The sequence below is a fragment of the Chryseobacterium sp. 2P genome (assembly GCF_059579425.1).
Genome location: NZ_CM184194.1, coordinates 3,805,604 through 3,827,524, shown reverse-complemented (window position 1 = coordinate 3,827,524; position 21,921 = coordinate 3,805,604). Strand labels below are relative to the sequence as shown.

Here is a 21,921-nt window from a genome sequence, read left to right as displayed (position 1 = left end):
TCTCTCTTTTGAGTAAGTATGAGAAAGAGGCTCTATCCAATAACCAATCTAAACTAATTATGCAATAATAACAAATTAGTTGTTGGGAGCCATTTATGTATAGAGAGTTTTGGAAAATGAATATGTAGCAAACTCACTAGAAGAAGAAGTCTTATTTTAGCTATATGAGTTATAGTTTAGATTTTCGTAAACAAGTAATTAAAATAAAAGAACAGGCAAAGCTTGCTGATCAGGCTGTTTGTAAACGTTTTGGAATAAGTACCCTAACCTTTTTCCGCTGGAAACAAAACCTTATTCCTGTTGGGAAAAGAAATAAACCCGCTGCAAAGATTGATATGGAAGCTTTAAAGAAATATGTAGAAGATTTTCCTGATGCCTACCAGTATGAAAGAGCTGCTTTCTTTGGAGTCAGTCCCAACTGTATTCTCTATGAACTTTTTCAAAAATTGATCACTTGACGAAATATATTGAGTTAGCTATATTTTATTTTCAATTTCAGGAAACTGAAATGTCAAATTTGAAAATGCCTGTTTTTTATATCGTTTCAGACAATAATATCCTTAAAATTTTTGTAAAATGATAAGAAAATAATATTTGATAGAATCATGAATCTAACTTATAATCAACAACAAATAATTGTCAACTATATATTTTATAACAGAATACTTTATCGATATTAATCAGTTTTTGTTAACTTGCTTAAAATCAGCGTGGTCTTTCAGTTTTAGATTTTGAAAATCTTAGCTGATTTTGGAATTCAATCGATGCTATATATTATATATTATTATTTTCGACAAACTTAAAAAGATATAATTATCTGTGGTAACTGAAATCATTTGATAGTTAAATATTTATCAGTTATCTCATATTATCCTTACATTCAAAAGTAAGGATTTTTTATTTTAGCATTTACTCTTGTGATGAGAAAAACAGTCCGTTTTTTTCACCTAAATTATCATCTCCCAATCAAAAACTACTCAAATTCTCCCAAAATCCTTCGGCTGTTGTTCGGTGTTTCTTCGGAAAAAATCCCATTTTTCCGAAGCCGATCCGAAGAAGACCCGAACATGATCCGAAGAAATGGGTTTTCAAACCGGTCAAAACCGGTCAAAAGCAGTCAAAACCGGTCATCTTTTTCACAGGTGCCTGAAATTGGAAAATTCTGTAATACCTTCGTTGTGTTAACCAATAAAAATGCACAAAATGGCACGAATAACAAAAGGAATCCTTGGAGGATTTTCAGGAAAAGTAGGAACGATTGTTGGCGCAAACTGGCGCGGACAGGACATTATCAGAAGCATTCCCAAACCAAGCTCGAAACAGCCCACCGAAAAACAGCTTCTGCAGCAGACCAGGTTTAGCATGGTGATCAGCTTTCTGCAGCCGCTCAAAAACATCCAGACGAAGTATTTCGGATCGGGGAGCGGTTCAAAATCAAGAGTGAATATGGCGGTTTCCTATACCATCAGCGAAGCATTACAGATGAATGGCAATGTTCCCGAACTGGTATACAACAAGGTTCTGATCACGAAAGGTGATCTGGCAGGTTTCCAGAACGTCGCTGCTTCTCCGTAGACCGGAAATATTATTACACTGAGCTGGGAAGACAATTCCGCACAGGGAAACGCAGATACCGCCGACAAAGCCAATGTGGTGTGTTATAGCAAAGAACTGGGAACGTTTGAAATTTTCGAATCTGTTGCCGAAAGGAGAGCATTGATTGCCGATGTCACGATGCCTGTTTCCTACACAGGAAAGGAAATTCAGGTCTGGGTGTTTTTCAGGAATGCGAAAGAAACGCTTGCGTGTAACAGCGCGTATCTCGGGGCTTATACTGGAATTTCTATTTGCATATCCAGATACCACTTTTAAAATCAAGCACTTACAGAAAAGTAGGTGCTTTTTTGTGATATGTATACTAATTCAAAAGTATGATGCTAACGAAATTATTGACATTTCTCAATGATTTGCCCAGACTTAACAAATAATAAAATAAGTATTATTATTTTTAGAGCAATTAATTTATTCGGAAAAAAATAAACAAGTTTAGATAAAAAAGTATTTTTGTCGATTAAAGATATATAATTAAATGAAGAAATTTATATCCTTTTTTTATCTTTTGGTTTCAATTTTACTATTTGGTCAGAGCAAAGATGCTATTAAACAAATTGATGATAAAATAGCAGTTTATAGTAAAGCAAAATTTGAAAATAAAGAGAAAGAATTAACAGAAGTATATTATCAAGCGAAAGATATTGACTATAAAAAAGGACAAATTAACGCATTGTTGCTGCTTTGTAATTATTATATTACCAAAAAAGAAAGTTATGACGAAATTATAGAAAAAGGACGAAAAGCAGAAAAGATTGCGGACTATACAGACGATTATGTCTCTTTATCGGTTGTTAAAAGTTATATAGGAACTGCTTTTGCAGAATTAGGTCTTTTAGAAGAAAGCAGAAAAAAACTTGTCGAAAGTATAAAGTACAGCCATAATATATCAGACAAAGAAGAAAAAAATATAATAAATTATAATAACCATAAATATTTAGCAGAGTATTATCAGTTTCAGAATAAGAAAGATTCGGTCTTTTACCATCTTACAAACCTTTTCCAGATTTCTAAAGAGATTTCTGCATCTTCCATTTACAAAAATGATTTTACCACACAAAGTCATTTAAAATTGGCAGAGTTTTATATCACAGAGAATATTTCGGATAAAGCAATTAGTCATTTAAATGCAGTTGAGAGGATACATAAAAATCATTTTCTTGAGGCAGAATTTTTATTTTTGATGGGAAAAGCACTCAGCTTAAAGAAAGATGATGAAAAAGTTCTAGACTATTATGTTAGAGCCGATTCAGCAGCTTCAAAAATAGGTTTTGCACAGCTAAAAGCCAGAATTTATGACGATATTGCCAATTATTATAATCGTAAAAAAGATTTAAAACAATATATAAAGTACTTGAAAGAAAGTAGAAAAATAAAAAATAGTTTAGATGAAATAAAGAAGTCTCAGATTGATAGAATAGATTTAAATGATTACAATCAGAGTTCTCTTTCTAAAGAAAATAAGACATACATTGTTTTTTTTGTTATTGTTTTTTGTCTTATTACTTTTGTATTTTACAAAAAAAATATTTTTTTGAGGAAGTCTTCAATACAAAATACAGGAGATCATGGTCCAGATCTTATTGAGAAGATTTCTATTTCTGAACTTACTTTACTTGCCAACGAAAAAAATCCAGCCTTCTATAGTAAGTTTAAAGAAGCTTTTCCTGATTTTGAAGATAATATTTTGAGAATAAATCCGACTTTAAAGTCTTTGGATTTGGAAATTTGTGCCTATATTAAGCTTCACTTTTCTACCAAACAAATCGCCAGTATTAAAAGCACTTCTGTAAGAGCTATTGAAGGAAGAAAATACAGAATAAGAAAAGCTCTCCATATAACACAGGATGAAAATATGTATGTATGGTTTTCTAACATTTAATTCTTAAATAGGGAATAAATCGATCTTTCTATAGTAATAATTTTTTACCCCTTTTTTGTAATAGCTGAAAAATCATAGCTAAAAAGTAACTAATAAGTAAATTCAACTACAATTTTGAATGATACCACAAATATACAAGTAGGTATAGGAACTATTTTCATATCTTTAGCACAATTAGTAAAGCACTTAAAAGATTGCCGTAAAATCTAAATTTACAATCAATTAAGCTCTTATTTATTATAAATATTAGAGTTGAAAATTTTAAATATATGAGTAATAATTTGAAAACTAAGTAAATGACAAAAAAATATCTTCTTTTTTTTATCTTAATATGCATTGAAGGATTTTCTCAGAGAAAGTTAACCGAAAAACAGATTGATAGCCTTCAGAATACGATTTTTACAACCAATTCCGGGAATGCAGACAAAATTGAAGCCATTACCACGGAACTCTATTATCAATCAAAAGAAATAGATTATAAAAAAGGGCAAATTAATGCGCTTTTGCGCAGAGCAGCTCATAGAGTAAATATTAAAGACTTTGATAAAGTACAGCCAGACCTTAATGAAGCTATAACTTTATCTAATGACATAGAAGATTATTACTCTATGGCAAGAGCCAAGACCATAGAGGCAGCAATGCTGAATGCATTAAAATTATATTCGGAAACTCAAAAGGTATTAGATCAGAATTTAAAGCTGATTCCTAAAATTAAGGATATTAATAAAAGAAGATTGATGGAGACTCTCTTTTATGGCAGATACATTAATTTATACGGAAACCAGAATATGGAAGACTCTGTCCATCATTATGCTGGGAAAAGAATGAAAGCGGCTTTATTGCTTCCGAATTCTGAAAAAGAAAAGCCTATAATTATCTTGTCAACAGCAAGATTATTCTGTGTTTATTACAAAACCGCTAAAGATTTTAAAAAGTTAGAACATTACATAAATATTCAGGAGAAATATATAAACCAGACAGATAACTTATTTGATCTTTCATTTTACCATAAAACAAAAGCCGATTTCATATACAATTATCAGAAAAATACAAAAAATTACCTGAATACAGCATTAGAGCATTACAAACTGGCAGAAAAATATGCAGATCAATCTAATAATTTGTTGCTTAAGGAAGCTATCTATCCAAACATTGCTAAAATTTATGAAGATAAGAAGAATGAAGAGAAACAAGTTCAATATCTTAATAAATATACCACTCTAAAGGATTCTGTAGTTAAAAAAGAAAATAAAACGATAGAAAAGCTTGTTTTTCAGCCTAGAAAAGAAGATGAGGTAAAACCTATTTTACTATCGGAAGGTTTAGTGAAATCTGGAGAAACGAGATTTATGTTTATATATTTAATCCTCGCTGCTCTTCTCGTTCTGTTTTTATTGTTTATATTTTTTAGAAGAAAAAATAAAAATAATGATCACTTTTCTGAGGATAATAATACTGGCGATGCTTCTTTGAATGAGAAAAACCAGGAACTCCGCAAATTGGCTTTAGAAAATAATATTGCTTTTTTGCCAAGTTTTTTAGAATTGTATCCCGAATTTAAAGAAAGCTTATTACGAATTAATCCTGCATTGATTAATTCTGATATTGAGTTTTGCGCCTTATTAAAACTTAAACTTAATAGCCAGCAAATTGCTGCCTCAAAAAAAATTTCTGTAAGGGCAGTAGACTCCAAAAAGTACAGAATAAGAAAAAAATTAAATATATTATCCAGTGAAAATCTTTATCATTGGATGGCAGACAAATAATCTTAATAATTATCAAAATGTAAAAAAAATCATCTTTTTTTTACCGTATTTTAATTTTGTGTAGCGTTTGAGTATTTAATTTTATATTTTGTGTAGAGTTGTGACTTCATGTAATATGTAAGAAAGTATTGAAAAAGTAATTTTGCAGTGTTGATAATCCATTAATGTTTATCAATTCAGTAAAGCAAAATACTTTGATGATATCCGGATGTACCAAACAATTACTCACTTTAGATTTTACCTCCAATAAGGTAAAGTCTTTAGCTGTATTTTTGGCAATAGTATTTTATAATTTTCTTCCTGCAAAAGTAATTGAAGGTGAAAAGAAAGATTCATTATATCTATCAGCAACCGGTAATGTCATTATTTTTAATGCTGAGGATTCATCTGCCAATAGAAAATTTAATCTCGAAAAATTAATTGTAAGGAATCGGGATACTGAAATTTTTACAGCAGATAGTATTGAACTTTATAACAATCGAGCTTCAGGAAACTTTAAAATAAAAAAAGCAGAAACGAGAGTAACATTTTCGGAATATAAAAAAATATTTAAAGAGCCGGAAGACAATAAATCTACGGTAAAATCTTTCAGGCAATCATTATCTGCAAGTTATTACAGTTCCAAACAAAATTCTGAAAGGATTTCTCAGAGTGAAAAGGAAAAGGTTGTTCTCTCGCCTTGTAGGGTTCTGTCTGTTTCAAAAACAATAAATTACTCTGTAAAACTATTACATAATTTATTTTTATTCGCAGAAAAACAAGTCTTTATATATAATAATCCCAATATTAAGGTTCACTACTTTTCCGGGAAGTATTCTGTAAGACCTCCTACATTTCATAAAAGTATTTAAATATTGTTGCAAAAACACATGCAACTTAAGTTCTGATATTTTTTCAAACACAATTTAATTATAGGTGCATAATGAGATTATTGGCAGTATAGCCAAGTAATCCGTTATGCCGTGAATACACTTATAAAACAAACAAATGATAAAACTGAAACAAATTTTAATAGTTTTAATTCTCACCTGCTTTTTTCTTGCGGTTTCCACAACACGATCTTTTGGGCAGCTTTGTATTAAAACTTCAAATATACCACCCAATGGTAGTTTAACCGTAAACGGGATAACTGTGAATTCTTCTTCAACAGGATATGTATCGTCATATAGTATGCCTTATCAGGTTTGTGGTACATCTTCATCATTAACTCTAAATGAAGAATCTTTATATGTTGGCAATAGTACAGGTCAAAATAGTGCTCCTTGGCAAACTACTCTTACGTTTTCAAAACCAGTTAACAACATTGTAATATTGTTATCTGCTACCGGAAGTGTTTACAACGAGAAATTTCAGTTTTTCTCAAATAATGGAGCTGTTACAATTACAGATAATGGGAGTTGTTTCAGCACTATTTCTGGAAATACTTTGCTTTCCGGTCAAGGAGCCAGCTCTACAGGAACAGGTGGTGGAGGTATTTTTACTGTATCAGCTCCTGCTCCTTTCACTCAGTTTATTATGCGGGGAGATGGAGGTGATAATGGTGCTTTGCTCGCAATTTGTGAAACTTCAATAGTTGCCGCTTGTAATGGTATTATTGATTCTGATGGAGATAGTATTCCTGATGAATGCGACTTGGATGATGATAATGATGGTATTTTAGATGCCAATGAGTGTATACTTACTAATTTAGTAACCAACGGTAATTTTGATTCTAATTTTTCTCCCGCATGGACAAATGATGGGGGCTGGACTTATAATGCTTCGGGAAAATATGTGGAAAATACTTCCTTTATAGGAACTGGTTTTGGCAATTTAACACAGTTACTAAGTAATATACCTCCTGCAATGGTGCCTTTAACATTTACATTAGGAGCAAAAGACGGGAGTACAAATTCCACAGGATCTCTTGAGGTATATCTCGGAGGAACATTATTTGCGACAGCAAATAATTCTACGGGGACGAATAATAATATTACTTTAACATTAAATAATGGTGCAACTTCTAATTTTATACCATTTACAGCAATAAGTACCACAACTTATGCATCACAAACATTTACAATCAATATTCCTTATTCAGGACCATCTTCGGGATCACTTACCTTTAAAATGGGAGCAAATCAAATAGATGACTGGTCTATTGATAATGTAAGTATTAATACCTGTGATACAGATGCAGACGGTATTCCTAATAGTCTGGATTTAGATTCTGATAATGACGGATGTGCAGATGCAATAGAAGGAGCGGAAAACTTTACTTCTTCCCAGTTAACTGCTGCATCAGGTACAATATTATCACAAACTCCTAATCAAAATTTCGGAACTTCAGTAGATGCAAATGGTATTCCGATAACAGTTGGTGCTGCCGGACAATCGGTTGGTCAGTCTCAGGATGCTTCTAAAAATGACTGTTTAGATTCTGATAATGATGGTTATCCCAATTGGATAGATTTAGATGATGACAATGACGGAATTCTTGATACAGATGAATGCCCTGCTTTTACCATCATTAATAACGGGACATTTAATGCACCAGTCACAGAATGGACAATAGGAACAGGATGGGACGTATCAACAGGGATTGCCAGAAATGAAAATGATAATATAAATTCTAGCCTTTCACAGACACTTAATAATCTTAATGCTGCTAACGGTATGGTAAAACTATCTTTCACTTTAGGTGCACAAGATGGTTTTAACAGTGCAGGTTATTCTGCTTCATTAAATATAATTTTAAATGGTACCACTTATGCTACATTTACCAATGGTACGGTAAGAGCTACAGGAATAAATAATGTTACCCAGACTCTAACGTCTGGTGTTACATCTACTTTCTTGCCTTTTTCAACAGCATCAAATTCGGGTTATACTACACAAAATATAACGATTAACATTCCTTACACAGGACCGAATTCAGCTATATTAACATTTAATCATAGTGCGGGCTATGATGATTGGAGTATAGACAATGTGATTATTGATACAAGTGCTTGTGATCTAGACGGTGATGGTATTCCTAATCAATTAGATTTAGATAGTGATGGCGATGGTTGCCCTGATGCATTAGAAGGTGGTGCAGCCTTTACATCAGCTGATTTGCAAAATTCATCTATGGCAGGAGGTAATTCTGGTACAGGTTACATCGGTACTCCTGTTTCTGTAACCCAAAATCTAGGAAATACTGTAGGAAATACCGCGACTACAATGGGAGTGCCTACAATCGCTGGAACAGGACAAACGGTAAATAATGCAACCAATTCTTTTGTAAATGATTGTATTACAATCACTTGTTCGCCAGATCCTTATTCGGCAATGCAAACCTGGTGGTTAACTGATGCTCAAAACAAAGTAAGAATCGATTTTCAAACGGGATTACCTGTACTTAATAATCCAGCAAATGGAACTTATGGACAGGGTGATAGTAATACTGGTTCTGAAGCAAGTACATCCGTTACTAATCCTATTACAGGAAAATTATTGTTTGTAACAGATGGTAATAAGCTTTTTAGAGGGTCAGACGGCGCAGAAGCTATGGGTTATGCCGGTGGTAATAACGGTTCTGAAGAAGCCGCCTCAGCAATTCCAGACCCACAAGGAGTGCTTGGTAGAGATTTTATCATTTTTGGAAATGCTACAAATAACACATATGGCGGATTATATGCTTCTAAATATAATCTTGAGGCCAATGTTATTTCTAATAAAACGATGCTTGTATCTTCGGTTTATGAAGCTCTTGAAGTAATACCTCATACCAATGGTACAGATTATTGGATTCTGGTAAATACTTCTGATGAAAAAGTAAAATCATTTTTGTATTCAAAAGCTTCAGGATTCAATGCTTCTCCGGTTTCTTCTATTGATGTACCTAATGATAATTCTGTTAGCAATACAACGAGTAGCTCATTTATTTCTTGGGATCCTAGAACACCAGGTAAAGTTCTTATTGCAAGAATGAACAAAATAGGCTTGGCTAATTTTAATGCGTCTACGGGAACTTTGGGCACTTGGCAAGTATATATTACAAGTACAGGCACTCAAAAAACTTTCACAGGATATAGTGGGGCTTTATCTCCAAATGGAAGATATATTTATTACACTGAATATGGTGCTGGTGGTAATTCTTTTCTAAAATATTACGATTTAGTTAATAATACAACAACGATATTAGATCCAATTCCTGCATCAACTTCAGCTGTCAAAATAGCACCGGATGGAAAAGTTTATAGAATTGGCTATGTTGGTTTGTTAAGGCAATTATTTTATATCAATGCAGATGCTAATACTCCCCCGGTTGGGCCAGGCTCTCAGTTACAGTTTCCCACAGGAGGAATGTCTGTTGGGCTGCAGCTTCCTAATAATACCTATTGGGCTTGTATTACCTGCCAATCAGGCACAGCAGCTCCTGCCTTAGCAAATACAAATATTACATCAAACCCAGCAACTGTAGGAGATTTAATCACTCTATTATCAGCAAGCAATAAACCAGCAGGTACTGTAATTACAATTCATTCTTCGGCTGTTCCTACAGATGCTAATAAACTGGTAAATTCTACAGCAATAGTTGCTGGCACAACTTATTATGCTGCTTTTTATGACGGTTTAGCAATATGCTATAGCCCTACAACTGTGGTTAATGTAAAATCATCTACCATCACAGATATTACTTGTTCAAACAACGGAACATTTGAAAACTCTACTGATGACTTTTTACAGTTCAAAATAACACCAGCTACCACCGCCAATTATAGTGTTACGGCGACTTATAATGGCAGTCCGGTTTCAGTTAAACAATTGAATAATTCAGCTGCAACCAATATAATGGGAGGTTTACCATCATATTTTAAAGTTGCTAACGGAACATTACCTGTTGGTAATAATTTTGTAATTACAATTACACCTACTACTGGTACACCAGAGACACTTATATTTACCAATACAGGAACGTGTTCTACCGCTTGTACATCTGCATCGTCAGGAAACACAGTAACTTATTATTATTACTCACCTGTAATAGGTCAGCAGGATTCTGTTATTGAACCAGCTTTACTGCCAAAGTTTGATCAAAGCAATGGCAGATTGCTCACGAATGTTAGCATAGAATATGGAGCAAATTATATGGGCGGAGCCATCATAGAGAGTACTGCAACGACTAGTCAGCTAACTAATTATCAGGAGTCATCCATCAATACATTTAGCATTTCAGGATATACACTTAATAGAACAGTGAGCTTATTTAATACGGGATTAGTTACTGTTCCTGCGGGAATATCTGTGCCTGCACAAGGCTCTTGGCTAGGAGATATAAGTGGTCGTACAGTGGACAGGATGCTGATATCACCAGACGCTAATTGGTTAGGCAACCTATTATCAGCGGGGCAAAATCCTACTACGAGTACCAATTGGGTTACCAATATTACTGGAAATCCAACACATGATGATGATATGATTATTTTGAATAATAGCTTTATTCCGAGTACCAATACCGTTAATTATAGTGCTCAGGCAGACCTGAATAATTTTATAGGGACAGGTAACTTGTCAAGTTCATTTAGTAACATCATATCAACTTCACTTGCTGGTTCTTCAAATTTGTCTTTCACTCAAAGATTAGCTAGGTCTTACTTCTATAAGGTTACCTATACTTATGATTGTGGTCTGGGACCAACTTCCTGCTACAAACCAGCAGTAACAGATAGTAACGCCTATCCTACAAAACACGGCATTACTTCTTTAGGAAGAGCGGGAACAGATAGCGATAATTGGCCTATGGTAAGACAAAGTGCTTGGACAGCACTTGAATCGAAAACAAAAGGATTTGTAGTAAACAGAGTACGTTTCAATGCCAGCAACCAGCCTGTAGCAGATGATGGAATTACTCTTGTGATCACTTCTCCTGTCGAAGGAATGATGGTTTATGATACCACTAGCAATTGTCTGAAAGTCTATACTTCTAATGATGGTGGTTTCTCGTTCGCTTGGCATTGTATGAGTACGCAGGCTTGTCCACAGTAAAAAGTTAAGTAAGAAAGTATTTAAAAAGCAGCAGAATTTTTTGCTGCTTTATAAACTCTTAAAAGAATAAATCAAATATCAAACAAATTAAAATTACAGTTATGAAAAAAAAAGTATTTATTTTATTATTGGTTACACTGTCTATTTCTACATTTTCGCAGGTAGCAATTGGGAAATCAGCAATAACAAAACTTTCAGATAACGTAACCTCTAATCCCGGAATCTCTTTAGAATTTGGACCTGATACAACCGAAAAAAAAGGTATTGTACTTCCTTGGGTTACAGGAACGAGCAATTCTTTACCATTTATTACAGGATATACAGGATCTTATCCGGTAGTAGACGGAACCATTGTTTATGATATTTCCGATCATAAAGTAAAGTACAAAAAAGCAGGAACATGGTTTGATCTGTCTGTGGATACTAATGGAATGGCAGATACAGCTTTGCAAGATTCTAAAGTTGAACTTTTGACTGCAAAAGTGGCAATTGGTACAAACGGAATTGTACAGGCAGATACAACTCCGGGAATTTTGGTTCTTACAGATACAGATAAGGCGATGATATTACCAAAAGTAGCTTTACCACATCTTAACATAAAAAATCCTGCTGCCGGTATGATGGTATATGATACCACCAACAGACAATTAGCGGTTTTTAATGGTACAAACTGGTCATTTTGGAAACCTTAAAATTGAGTTAACATATGCCTTCAGTCTAAAAAAGCTAAGTGTGTTTTTTAGAGATCTTTCCGGTTTCTTTTTTTTGGCTGAAGGCTTTTTAAGAAATAATAACATTTCAAATAAGATGTCAATTATTTTTAAGTAAAGCTAAGGCATACAAGATGATAACTTACAATAAAATACAATTTATAAATACCAGCCGCGAAACAACATCGTCATCAATTATACATTATTAATCCGGAATCGGATATCAGAATTACTATGACATTAAATGATTTTTCAGATAAATATTTCGATCAAAACTCTTTTTTAGATTCAAGAGACAGGGATAAACTTCTGGAGTTAGTTCAATTTGTTACTATTCCAAAGGATAAAATCTTGCTTCATAGGGGAGAACAAATAAAACAGGTGGGGATAGTCCTAAAAGGATTGATAAGAGTTTATAATAAAAATAACAGAACAGTTTGGTTCGTTCAGAACAATGGAATTTATGGATCAATCGATACTTTAGCGCTTAACCGTACTTCCAGCCTCACTTTTGAAACATTGGAAGAAACAAATATGTTTTTGCTTAATTATGATGATTTAGAAGAAACAATTATATCATATCCAAATATTGCCAGCCTCCTTCTTATGTACTGGAAAAGAACAGCAGTAGAAATTTACCGCAATTTTTACACATCTTTAAGCCTGTCTCCCGAAGAAAAATATTTGGAAATTTTGCAGAAAAATCCTCAGTTAATTTTAAGTGTAAAATCTAAAGATCTTGCTTCTTATTTAGGAATTCATCCCACCTCATTAAGTAGACTTAAGAAAAGATACTTTGTTTCGAAGGAAAATAAAATGTGATTTAACCATAATTATCAACTCATGCTTATTGCTTTATTAACAATTGCTAATAAAGGAAATGATTAAAGTATATAATTGATATTAATTAAGGTTTTAAATTATGAATAATATGATATTGTTATATTTTTACTATTGTATTTTGAATAAATGTGATGATTTTGGATTGATTTAATATTTCTAATTTATTCTTACAAGGGTTATAAGCAAGACTAAAAAATATTTAATAGAATACTTTTTCATGAGTTTCTTAATGAAACTAACAAATAAAATATAAAAACGCAATGAACAGATATTAGGGGAATATTCCCCTCCCAAAAGCTTCCTGCTTGGGCGAGTTTTCTCAAACATGATTAGTATAAATAATCGGTTTTCAGGGAATGCCTTACATGCAAATGATTAAGAAGATGAAAATTCAGGAAAGTCTATAAAAGATATTTTTAAAAATCAGAATGACTTTACACAACTAAAAAATCTAAAATAAACTAAATGAAACTATTAAGAATTAAATTTGTGATGAAAAATGCATCTTCTGCCCAACAATACTTTGTAAAAGCAGCATTTGTATTGATAATGATTTTCACTAGCCTTCAGCAATTATCAGCACAAAGTTCTGATATTGATGGAGACGGAATCACTAACTCGTTAGATTTAGATGATGATAACGATGGAATTTTAGACGCTGATGAGTGTCAGGCGTCAAATAAAATATCAGCCGGAATATTTCCTACTTCCGGAACTACTATTCCAAATTGGACTACAACAGGTTCTTTTGTTTTAAATGCAAGAGGATTGCAGTTTGATGCGGATAATGCAGTAACTACCGTGAGGCAAACCGTTTCAGGTGTATTTTTCGGGAGCACCATTAATTTGAATAACCTTAGATGGCTGACAACCAATAATGCAGCTGCTTCAGGAAGACTAATTACAGAAATTTTATATAACGGAACCGTGTATGCAACGATTGATACGGGAATTGGTGTCGCAGGAAGCATACCCACTGTAACCGGAAATAATGGTGCGGTTACCAATATTAGTACTTTGCCGTCAATAGCTTCAACCGGGGTTTATTCTACCCCTGCCAATATAATTATTTCATTACCTTCATCTTTACCATCCGGTGGAGAGTTTCAGATAAGGTTTACTTCAGGCTCTACCAATGCGGATGATCTATCGATTGAATCTGTACAGCTTATTTCCTGTTCGGATTTTGATGGTGACGGAATTCCAAACTTCCAGGATTTAGACAGCGATGGTGATGGATGTTCAGATGCGGTAGAAGGAGCAGGTAATTTTACTACTTCACAGTTAACCACTGCATCAGGTACGCTTACTACTCAGACTCCAAATATCAATTTTGGAACAGTGGTAGATGCTAATGGTATTCCTGTAATTGTTGGAGCAGGAGGACAAGGTATTGGAGATTCTTTAGATGTGATTAAGGACTGCAAAGACTCTGATGGAGATGGTATTCCGGACTGGCAAGACCTTGATGATGATAATGATGGCATTCTGGATTGTGTAGAAAATGCTCTCAACACTACGGTTGATAAAATTTTTAAAGCCAATAATAATGCGACCTTAATTGCAAGCCCTTCTACAGGACCTGTACATCAATATAGATTAACGAATGGAGGCTCTCAAAATGGACAGGTTTGGTCTTATGGTAAGGTAGATTTTACCAAAAGTTTCACCCTATCTACAAAAGCTTTCTTATCAAATGCAGACGGTATTGCTATTGTTTTTCACAATAGTCCGGCTGGACAGTTAGCTTCAGGAACTAACGGACAAGGTCTTGGCGCAAGAGGAATTGCCAATGGAATTGCTTTAGAATTGGATACCTTTGTAAATAGTTGTGCAAATGATGCTAACAATGGTGAAAACTGTGATCCAAATTATGACCACGGAAGCATCAGAACTACTGCTGGTTGGATCAATGCAGGAAAATTGGCAGGTGATGGACAGTTAGGAGACGGAACGGTGGATGATGGTTTGTGGCATGATGTGGTAATTAATTGGAATTCTGTAACCAGAAATCTTTCTTATACATTTGATGGAGTTGCGGTTACCAATTATACTTTCCCTGCAACAGGAGCCAATGCTATTGAAACTATTTTAGCAGGAAATTCAGCGTATTTTGGCTTTACGGCTTCTACAGGAGGAGCAGGAAGTAATAATTCTGTAGGCTTTGACAGTTTATGTACACTACCAATATATCTGGATACTGATCAAGACGGAATTTCTAATCATTTAGATTTAGACAGTGACGGAGATGGCTGTACAGATGCTATAGAAGGCGCAGGAAATTTTACAAATTCCCAATTAACTACGGCATCAGGAAATATTTCATCTCAAAGTCCTAATCAAAACTTTGGAATTGCAGTTGATGGAAACGGTATTCCGACAACAGTTGGAACTGCTGGACAAGGAATAGGAGAATCACAGGATATTAGTAAAAATAACTGTTTAGATAGTGATAATGATGGCGTTCCAAATTGGTTAGATCTTGATTCTGATAATGATGGAATTCTTGATATTGATGAAAATTGTACAGGATTTTTAGCCCAAAATACTAATGGCACTTGGAAAGGAGATACAAACTCTAATCTTACCGTAAGTTTAGGTACATCTACTTCTCAAACCAATAGTAATTCTTTTAATGATGGCAAACATTATTATTACGTAAATAATAGTGGTGCAGAAAATAGATATGTGGTGACTGGCAATTTTAATAACTTTACCTATACCTTTAGTACACCTGTTAAAGCCAAAGAAATAGCTTTCTATTTAAATGATTTAGATCCTGCAGGCAGTGTAAGTTCTTCTATTAGCTTTAAGGTAAATGGTGCGAATCCTAATGGGAAATTTACCTCACAAGTTATTTATGGTCCACCAGCAGCTGATCCTTATCTAAATTTTAATCCTGTTACTGGAGTGATGACTCACGATGGAACTGATAATCAAAGAATTTTACTCAAAGGGCAAGGTGACTCTTTGGTAAGTAGTATAACCATAAATAGTACAAACATAGGCTCAGGAGATTCTGTAGCGTTTTCTTTGTTTGCATTAAAAACCTGCGATACAGATCAAGATGGAATTTCAAATGATTTAGATTTAGATTCAGACGGAGACGGTTGTCCGGATGCCATAGAAGGCGATGCTGCATTTACAACATCCAATCTCGTAAATTCATCAATGCCTGGAGGAAACACGGGAACTAATTATAATGGTACTGCTGGATCCATAACAAATAACTTAGGAAATACTGTTGGAAATACGCCAACTACAATGGGAGTTCCAACTATTGCAGGAACTGGACAAGGTGTGGGAGGTTCAAAAATTGCAACCAACTATAGTCAGTGTTTAGATTCTGATGGTGATGGTATTCCGGATTGGCAGGATCTGGATGATGATAATGACGGGATTTTGGATACCGCAGAAATTTGTAAATCAGCTATCTCAACAGATTTTTTTGGTGGTCAAGCATCTACAGTTACTACTGTAAATAGTGCTAATGTGGTTCCTACAACGGCAACAATAACACCTGCTGTTACAGATTATTTTATAGGTTGGCATATGGGCAATGCGGCTGCAGCTATAGGTAAAGAAATGTCTATTAATTTTAGCAATCCTGTATATTTAGCGACAGACGGAGTAGATTTTATTTTAAATGGTATGGATGCATCGTCTAAATTCGGGCACTTCTTTATTGTTTATGAAGATGGTACCAGATTAAGTAATTTAAATCTAAGTTTAGCTAATATTTCACCAGCGAATGGAATTTTTCTTTCCTCCACAAATGGAGCAACTTCTATTGAGACAATAGGAGTTCAGGCTTCAGCGGATCTAACTTTGTTAGGCGTAGATAGAACAAAACGTATTGTGAAAATGGGTTATACTGTATTGGCTCTTAATGGTGGAGCTTTAAGTGAAACCATAAGACCAAGAATACAGATAGATTGTGATATAGATGGCGACGGAATTCCTAATCAGTTAGATTTAGACAGTGATAATGATGGTTGCCTTGATGCGATAGAAGGAGGAGCTAATATTACAACATCTCAACTGGTAAACGCAGGAGGCGTTTTAAGCGTGGGCACTGGTTCGGCTGCAGCTAATCAAAATCTTTGCGCGGGTAGTTCTTGTGTAGATGCTAATGGGATACCTACTATCGTAAGTGCAAGTGGTCAGACTGTTGGAGATTCCCAGAACGCTGCTGTAAATTCTCAATGTAATAATTTCTGTTACAAACCGGGAATTATAAATTCAGGCAATACTTATCCTGCAAAACACGGGATCACATCTTTGGGAAGAGCAGGTACGGGAAATAATGATAACTGGCCAATGGTAAGACAGAGTGCGTGGACTGTTTTGGAGTCAAAAACAAAAGGTTTTGTAATCAACAGAGTGAAATTCAATGCAGGTAATCAGCCTGTGGCAGATAATGGGACAACATTGGTGATTACCAATCCGGTTGAAGGTATGTTGGTTTACGATACTACAAATAATTGTTTAAAGATGTATACATCAAACGATGGAGGTATCACTTTCTCTTGGCACTGCATAACTACTCAAACATGTCCGCAATAATCTTTTATCACAACTTTATTTCAGAATTTCCGAAATAAAATTCATTGAGTTTATATAAATATATGCATGTATGGAAAAAGAAAATTTTAAAGAGATTCATATCGGGAGGCTGATTAGTGAGAAGGTAAAAGAGTGTGATATTGAAGTATTACGTATTTGCAATTTTCTGGGTTGCAGTTATGAAGAGATACTTACAATGTATAATTCTGAAAGCCTTGATACTAAAATATTGTTAAGATGGAGTAAATTATTGAAGCATGATTTTTTTAGGATTTATACCCAACATTTAATATTATTTTCACCCCCTCTCAAAAGCCTTAACTGTGCGGTGAAAAGCAGAAATTCAAAATCTCTTCAGTTTAGAAAGAATATTTATACAAAGGAAATAATAGACTTTATTTTGGAGCAGATATCGAATGGAACAAAAACTAAAAGCCAGATCGTAGAGGAATACAAAATACCAAAAACAACATTGTACAAATGGATAAGCAAATATTGCAAGTAAGACCGGATTACAAAAAAATTTACGAAGATCTTATAAACACAAAATATCCACATAAAATGGAAGACTGTAGAAAGTTACTGGATCGGGAGGAATTATCAGTTTTAAATATATTGACACTGAATAAGATAATCTTTAAAAGCGAGAACGAATTTTCAGAAAAGTTTAATCAGAAATTCCGTTCCTATACAAAGATGGATGTTTTAGACATTCTAAAGTATCAGAAAGAAAATGAACTAAATAATACACAATTAGCCAGACACTTTAAACTAAGCAGAAATACTGTTGCAAAATGGAAAAAATTAGGATTTATTGATAATGTTAAATTTACAGAAAAGTAAAGGTCATTAAATTTTTATGATAAGTGTTTGCTCTTTTATTAAGGGCTGAAAAAAAAATAATTATTTAAAAAACAATTAATTATATATATTTTGATGCAATAAAAACCTTAAGCCATTCCAACCTGGAATGGCTTTTTTATAGTAAGGCTCAATGCGGAGCTCACTCTCTTTACTCCGTAAAAAAATAGAGTAGTAATAGAGAATAGGTAAAAGCCTGAAAATTTGATATTTATGTAAAATAATCAATATTCCGGGTGGATTTAATAATTTTTCGAATATGATCTTTATCCGCCAAATTAGCTAAAGTGAGATATAGGCGAGCAAACTTAATGAATGCTTTTTGAAAGTTCAGTTTGAAATCTTTATGTCCTTAACACACAAAATTTTATTTTTTGTCGAATAACTTTTAATATAGCCATCCTTTTTTAATCTGAAATAAATTTAATTGAAGTAGTTTAAAGTAGGAGAGCTTTGCTTCTTTAGGAGCAGAATCTCTGTAGAAATAAGAATAAGCCTATTAATCAATCAATCTGTAGGATTGATATCTATAATACGATAAATGTTCTAAAGGTAGCATTTCTACGGAACGCCGAACTTCCCTAATATGATTCTACACAGATAAAACTCCATAGAGATTTCTAGCACTTTACTTAAACAAATTTATAGTTTATTTTTCACTTCGATACAATTTTGTTCAATAGTTTTACAGATTTCATTAATTGTTACAGATGTTTTATTTTCAGAAAATGGCTCTCCGAATAAATTTGCCAATTTATTGATGGTTAAAAAAGAAGAACTAATGATTACCATAATTGGAATTGCTAATAACTCAAAACGGCTTTCTTCTCCACCCAAATCGATATCGCCAATAAATAATGGAATAAGAATGACGTAGAAACTCACAATAATTTTTGTAAAAGCACTGTAAATCATTAAAAAAGGAGTATTCTTTATTCTTTCTGCTTTACCTTGAATATCGTAGAAACGATTAATATGCTGCATTAAATCACTTTTTTCAAAATTAGCTTTTGATGCAAAATCTGTTTCAATGCTTACTGTAAGTGCTAATAAAATCTCATTTGAAATTTTATTGCTGTTATTTACTTTAAAACGTTTTAATAGTTGTATTTCTTCTTCATTAAATTTTGGCTTAAAGTTGTTATGCATTTCATTTTTTAGTTGGCGAATGTATAAAATACTCACCTCTATTAATTTTTGAGCTTCTATTTTTACATCTGATTCCCTACATTCCTTGAAATTCTCTTTATTTCCATAGTAAGCATATATTTTTGTTACAAAACTTCTTGTATTGTTTGTAAGTTCACCAAATATTTTTCTTGCTTCCCACCATCTGTCATATGCAGAGTTCATTCTAAAACCCAAGAAAAAAGCAACTGCAAGCCCAAATACAGAACCGATTTGTCCTGATATTTTATAAATATGATCACCAAAATATTCTTCAAGTCCAAGTACCAATATTGTATAAATTGTAGTGATTACAATAAACGGAGATGAAATTTTCAGTAATTGCAATAAACCTTGCTTTTCAGTTTTTATCATTCTTTAATCTTGTTAATTAAACTTGAATATTAATTTTTTATACTTTAACACCAAAAATATAACCCACTAAAGCTGATAAAACCATTGCAATAGTTCCCCAAATGGTAATTCTTAAAATAGCTTTTGGAATGTTGGAACCACCTGTTTTTGCGGCCATTGTGCCTAAAATAATAAGGAAAATTATGGTAGAGCCATACAGCCAATATTCCATTCCTTTTACAGGAGCTAAAAGTATGGTCAGAAGAGGCAAAATACCTCCTACTGTAAAGGCAGCTCCCGATGCTAATGCTGCTTGAATAGGGTTTGCTTGGCTGATTTCATTAATTCCCAATTCATCTCTAATATGTGCTGCTAATGCATCTTTTTCTGTAAGTTCTATTGCCACTTGCAATGCGGTTTCTTTTTTAAGACCTCGTTTTTCATAAATTTGAGCTAATATTTGCAATTCATCTTCAGGCATTTCTTTTAGCTCTATAATTTCTCTTTCAATATCGGCTTTTTCGGTGTCGGTTTGTGAACTTACCGAAACGTATTCTCCTGCTGCCATAGACAAAGCTCCTGCAACCAAACCAGCAACGGTAGCTAAAATTATTGGCTCTCTTGTAGAACTTGCTGCTGCAACTCCTATTGCAAGGCTGGAAATAGAAATAATTCCGTCATTTGCTCCCAAAACTGCTGCTCGCAGCCAATTGCTTCGGTGGATGTAATGATTATCTAAATAATTCTCGATTGTTACCATGGTTTATGATTTTTAAGATTATCGTAGTGGTAAATATAGCTACAATAATGAAGACGTAGGATAATATTGATAAATTTAATAAAAAGAAAAAATTTAATCATCATCGTCATCATCTTGCTTTTCGCCCTGCTCATTGTTTTTTTCATTCTCATTTTGGATAGTAGTACTTGATGAAATTTCAGTATGTCTTATTTGACCTCCTAGATAACCAGTTTTAGCCACTAAAGCAGAACTGATTACTGCTAAAAAAAGCGTAGCCAATGTTAATGATTTTGCTAATTTATTTTTAATGAATTCCAGATAAATGGTAAGTAGCGATACAATTCCTACAGCGATTAATGCAACAAGTGCATACGCTGCAAAATCTGCGTGCTGTTCTATTATATTTTCTGAAACACCTTGAATATTTTCTACCGTTTCTTCGGCACCTTCTCCTGTTGTATAGGCAATGGAAGCACCTAAAGCGGAAATGATAAAGATGTAATGTGCTGCCGTTTTCGTTGTATTGCTTTTTTTTCCAATACCGTATCCTAAAACTAAAGTTCCCAAAAGCGAACCAAATATAGGCAGATGAGTAATGAGCAAATGTATGTGCGCTTGATCCATTATTTCTACATTTTAAAGTGAATTGATTCTAATAAATTTTTCACCACTTGTCATAGAAATCCCACAACGTTTTGGTGCTGTTGTTTCATAGGTATTGCCACAAGTAGGGCAAACAAAATAAGTAGAAGCCAAAGTGTTTACTTTATTGCTGTTTAATGCTGCCAATGCAAGTACATAAAGTTCTTTATGTTTTTTCTCGGTTTTATAAGCATAATTCAAGCTAATTAAAGCCAATTGATTTCCTGCGGCATTTGCTTCTTTAAGAAATGTGGGGTACATCGTCGCTGCTTCATAGGCTTCTCCTTTTATAGCAAATTCTAAGTTTTCTTTGGTTGACTGTACCTTTACATCAATAATTGCCGGTTTTACAACAACTCCCATTTCTTCTAATACCGCTTTGTGATTGTTAGCGTGTATTTTTTCAGCCAAAGATGCTGCTTTAAATAGTAATGCAATTTCTTTAAAACCTTCTTCTTCCGCTTTTTTAGAAAAAACAGCATATCGAGCGGTTGCATTTGATTCACCATTAAATGCGTCTTGCATATTGGCGACTGTTTTTACCTTTGCTTGTTCTACAGAAATTGCTTTTTGCTCTGAAGATTCTTTATTTGTGATACCTGCTTCAGTTGGAGGTTTCATTTCGTTGCTATTCTCATTTAATTTTTTACAAGAATTCAAAAAAAGAGATGCAACTAGAACAAGACTTGCTAGGATAGCAAATTTATTATTTATAATAATAGATCTGCCTTTTTGAGTTTTGAAAATAATAGGTTTCATATTCTT

14 protein-coding genes and 1 pseudogene are annotated in these 21,921 nt (G+C 33.6%); 11 read left to right on the top strand and 4 right to left on the bottom strand.

Features of this window, described 5'->3' with window-relative positions:
- Positions 1 to 164 precede the first annotated feature (164 nt).
- The 11 genes and pseudogenes from AC52CF_RS17315 to AC52CF_RS17265 all read left to right on the top strand — a co-directional run bounded on the left by AC52CF_RS17315 (position 165) and on the right by AC52CF_RS17265 (position 18,233).
- A complete protein-coding gene (locus tag AC52CF_RS17315) occupies positions 165 to 458 on the top strand; it encodes an IS630 transposase-related protein (protein WP_496517490.1) in 294 nt (97 codons plus the stop codon).
- Between the two features lie 736 nt (positions 459 to 1,194).
- Positions 1,195 to 1,872 (top strand): annotated as a pseudogene (locus tag AC52CF_RS17310) (DUF6266 family protein).
- 217 nt (positions 1,873 to 2,089) lie between these two features.
- Positions 2,090 to 3,493 carry a tetratricopeptide repeat protein gene (locus tag AC52CF_RS17305; protein ID WP_496517489.1) on the top strand — a complete coding sequence of 468 codons (1,404 nt, stop codon included), beginning with the start codon at positions 2,090 to 2,092 and terminating at the stop codon, positions 3,491 to 3,493.
- 296 nt (positions 3,494 to 3,789) lie between these two features.
- Positions 3,790 to 5,259 carry a helix-turn-helix transcriptional regulator gene (locus tag AC52CF_RS17300; RefSeq protein ID WP_496517488.1) on the top strand — a complete coding sequence of 490 codons (1,470 nt, stop codon included), beginning with the start codon at positions 3,790 to 3,792 and terminating at the stop codon, positions 5,257 to 5,259.
- 164 nt (positions 5,260 to 5,423) lie between these two features.
- On the top strand, positions 5,424 to 6,110 hold the full coding sequence (locus AC52CF_RS17295) for a hypothetical protein (protein WP_496517487.1): 687 nt from the start codon (positions 5,424 to 5,426) through the stop codon (positions 6,108 to 6,110).
- A gap of 136 nt (positions 6,111 to 6,246) precedes the next feature.
- Positions 6,247 to 11,271 (top strand): beta strand repeat-containing protein, encoded by a 5,025-nt coding sequence (locus AC52CF_RS17290; RefSeq protein ID WP_496517486.1) that lies wholly within the window; start codon positions 6,247 to 6,249, stop codon positions 11,269 to 11,271.
- 101 nt (positions 11,272 to 11,372) lie between these two features.
- A complete protein-coding gene (locus AC52CF_RS17285; RefSeq protein WP_235132811.1) occupies positions 11,373 to 11,963 on the top strand; it encodes a phage tail-like protein in 591 nt (196 codons plus the stop codon).
- A 252-nt stretch (positions 11,964 to 12,215) separates the two neighbouring features.
- Entirely contained in the window at positions 12,216 to 12,803 is a 588-nt protein-coding gene (locus AC52CF_RS17280) for a Crp/Fnr family transcriptional regulator (protein ID WP_496517485.1), read from the top strand.
- A 486-nt stretch (positions 12,804 to 13,289) separates the two neighbouring features.
- Positions 13,290 to 17,390 carry a lectin-like domain-containing protein gene (locus AC52CF_RS17275; protein WP_496517484.1) on the top strand — a complete coding sequence of 1,367 codons (4,101 nt, stop codon included), beginning with the start codon at positions 13,290 to 13,292 and terminating at the stop codon, positions 17,388 to 17,390.
- Between the two features lie 70 nt (positions 17,391 to 17,460).
- On the top strand, positions 17,461 to 17,895 hold the full coding sequence (locus tag AC52CF_RS17270) for a helix-turn-helix domain-containing protein (protein WP_235132808.1): 435 nt from the start codon (positions 17,461 to 17,463) through the stop codon (positions 17,893 to 17,895).
- Entirely contained in the window at positions 17,871 to 18,233 is a 363-nt protein-coding gene (locus AC52CF_RS17265) for a helix-turn-helix domain-containing protein (RefSeq protein WP_375181388.1), read from the top strand. Before AC52CF_RS17270 ends, AC52CF_RS17265 begins: the two co-directional genes overlap by 25 nt.
- A 660-nt stretch (positions 18,234 to 18,893) precedes the next feature.
- On the opposite strand, the gene AC52CF_RS17260 is transcribed toward AC52CF_RS17265, so the two are convergent.
- The 4 genes from AC52CF_RS17260 to AC52CF_RS17245 form a co-directional block, all read right to left on the bottom strand.
- Positions 18,894 to 19,793 (bottom strand): bestrophin family protein, encoded by a 900-nt coding sequence (locus AC52CF_RS17260; RefSeq protein ID WP_496517483.1) that lies wholly within the window; start codon positions 19,791 to 19,793, stop codon positions 18,894 to 18,896.
- A 37-nt stretch (positions 19,794 to 19,830) separates the two neighbouring features.
- Positions 19,831 to 20,532 (bottom strand): VIT1/CCC1 transporter family protein, encoded by a 702-nt coding sequence (locus AC52CF_RS17255; RefSeq protein WP_496517482.1) that lies wholly within the window; start codon positions 20,530 to 20,532, stop codon positions 19,831 to 19,833.
- A gap of 93 nt (positions 20,533 to 20,625) precedes the next feature.
- Positions 20,626 to 21,138, bottom strand: a complete 513-nt coding sequence (locus AC52CF_RS17250) for a DUF2231 domain-containing protein (RefSeq protein WP_496517481.1) — start codon at positions 21,136 to 21,138, stop codon at positions 20,626 to 20,628.
- A 12-nt stretch (positions 21,139 to 21,150) separates the two neighbouring features.
- Complete coding sequence (locus tag AC52CF_RS17245) at positions 21,151 to 21,915, bottom strand: rubrerythrin family protein (protein WP_496517480.1); 765 nt, start codon at positions 21,913 to 21,915, stop codon at positions 21,151 to 21,153.
- Between the last annotated feature and the right edge of the window lie 6 nt (positions 21,916 to 21,921).

Excerpts from the sequence above, each read along its gene's own strand:
- AC52CF_RS17300 (WP_496517488.1), top strand. The coding sequence starts at position 3,790 with ATGACAAAAAAATATCTTCTTTTTTTTATCTTAATATGCATTGAAGGA.
- AC52CF_RS17275 (WP_496517484.1), top strand. The coding sequence starts at position 13,290 with ATGAAACTATTAAGAATTAAATTTGTGATGAAAAATGCATCTTCTGCC.
- AC52CF_RS17285 (WP_235132811.1), top strand. The coding sequence starts at position 11,373 with ATGAAAAAAAAAGTATTTATTTTATTATTGGTTACACTGTCTATTTCT.
- AC52CF_RS17315 (WP_496517490.1), top strand. The coding sequence starts at position 165 with ATGAGTTATAGTTTAGATTTTCGTAAACAAGTAATTAAAATAAAAGAA.
- AC52CF_RS17250 (WP_496517481.1), bottom strand. The coding sequence starts at position 21,138 with ATGGATCAAGCGCACATACATTTGCTCATTACTCATCTGCCTATATTT.
- AC52CF_RS17305 (WP_496517489.1), top strand. The coding sequence starts at position 2,090 with ATGAAGAAATTTATATCCTTTTTTTATCTTTTGGTTTCAATTTTACTA.
- AC52CF_RS17255 (WP_496517482.1), bottom strand. The coding sequence starts at position 20,532 with ATGGTAACAATCGAGAATTATTTAGATAATCATTACATCCACCGAAGC.
- AC52CF_RS17260 (WP_496517483.1), bottom strand. The coding sequence starts at position 19,793 with ATGATAAAAACTGAAAAGCAAGGTTTATTGCAATTACTGAAAATTTCA.
- AC52CF_RS17280 (WP_496517485.1), top strand. The coding sequence starts at position 12,216 with ATGACATTAAATGATTTTTCAGATAAATATTTCGATCAAAACTCTTTT.
- AC52CF_RS17265 (WP_375181388.1), top strand. The coding sequence starts at position 17,871 with ATGGATAAGCAAATATTGCAAGTAAGACCGGATTACAAAAAAATTTAC.
- AC52CF_RS17295 (WP_496517487.1), top strand. The coding sequence starts at position 5,424 with ATGTTTATCAATTCAGTAAAGCAAAATACTTTGATGATATCCGGATGT.
- AC52CF_RS17270 (WP_235132808.1), top strand. The coding sequence starts at position 17,461 with ATGGAAAAAGAAAATTTTAAAGAGATTCATATCGGGAGGCTGATTAGT.
- AC52CF_RS17290 (WP_496517486.1), top strand. The coding sequence starts at position 6,247 with ATGATAAAACTGAAACAAATTTTAATAGTTTTAATTCTCACCTGCTTT.
- AC52CF_RS17245 (WP_496517480.1), bottom strand. The coding sequence starts at position 21,915 with ATGAAACCTATTATTTTCAAAACTCAAAAAGGCAGATCTATTATTATA.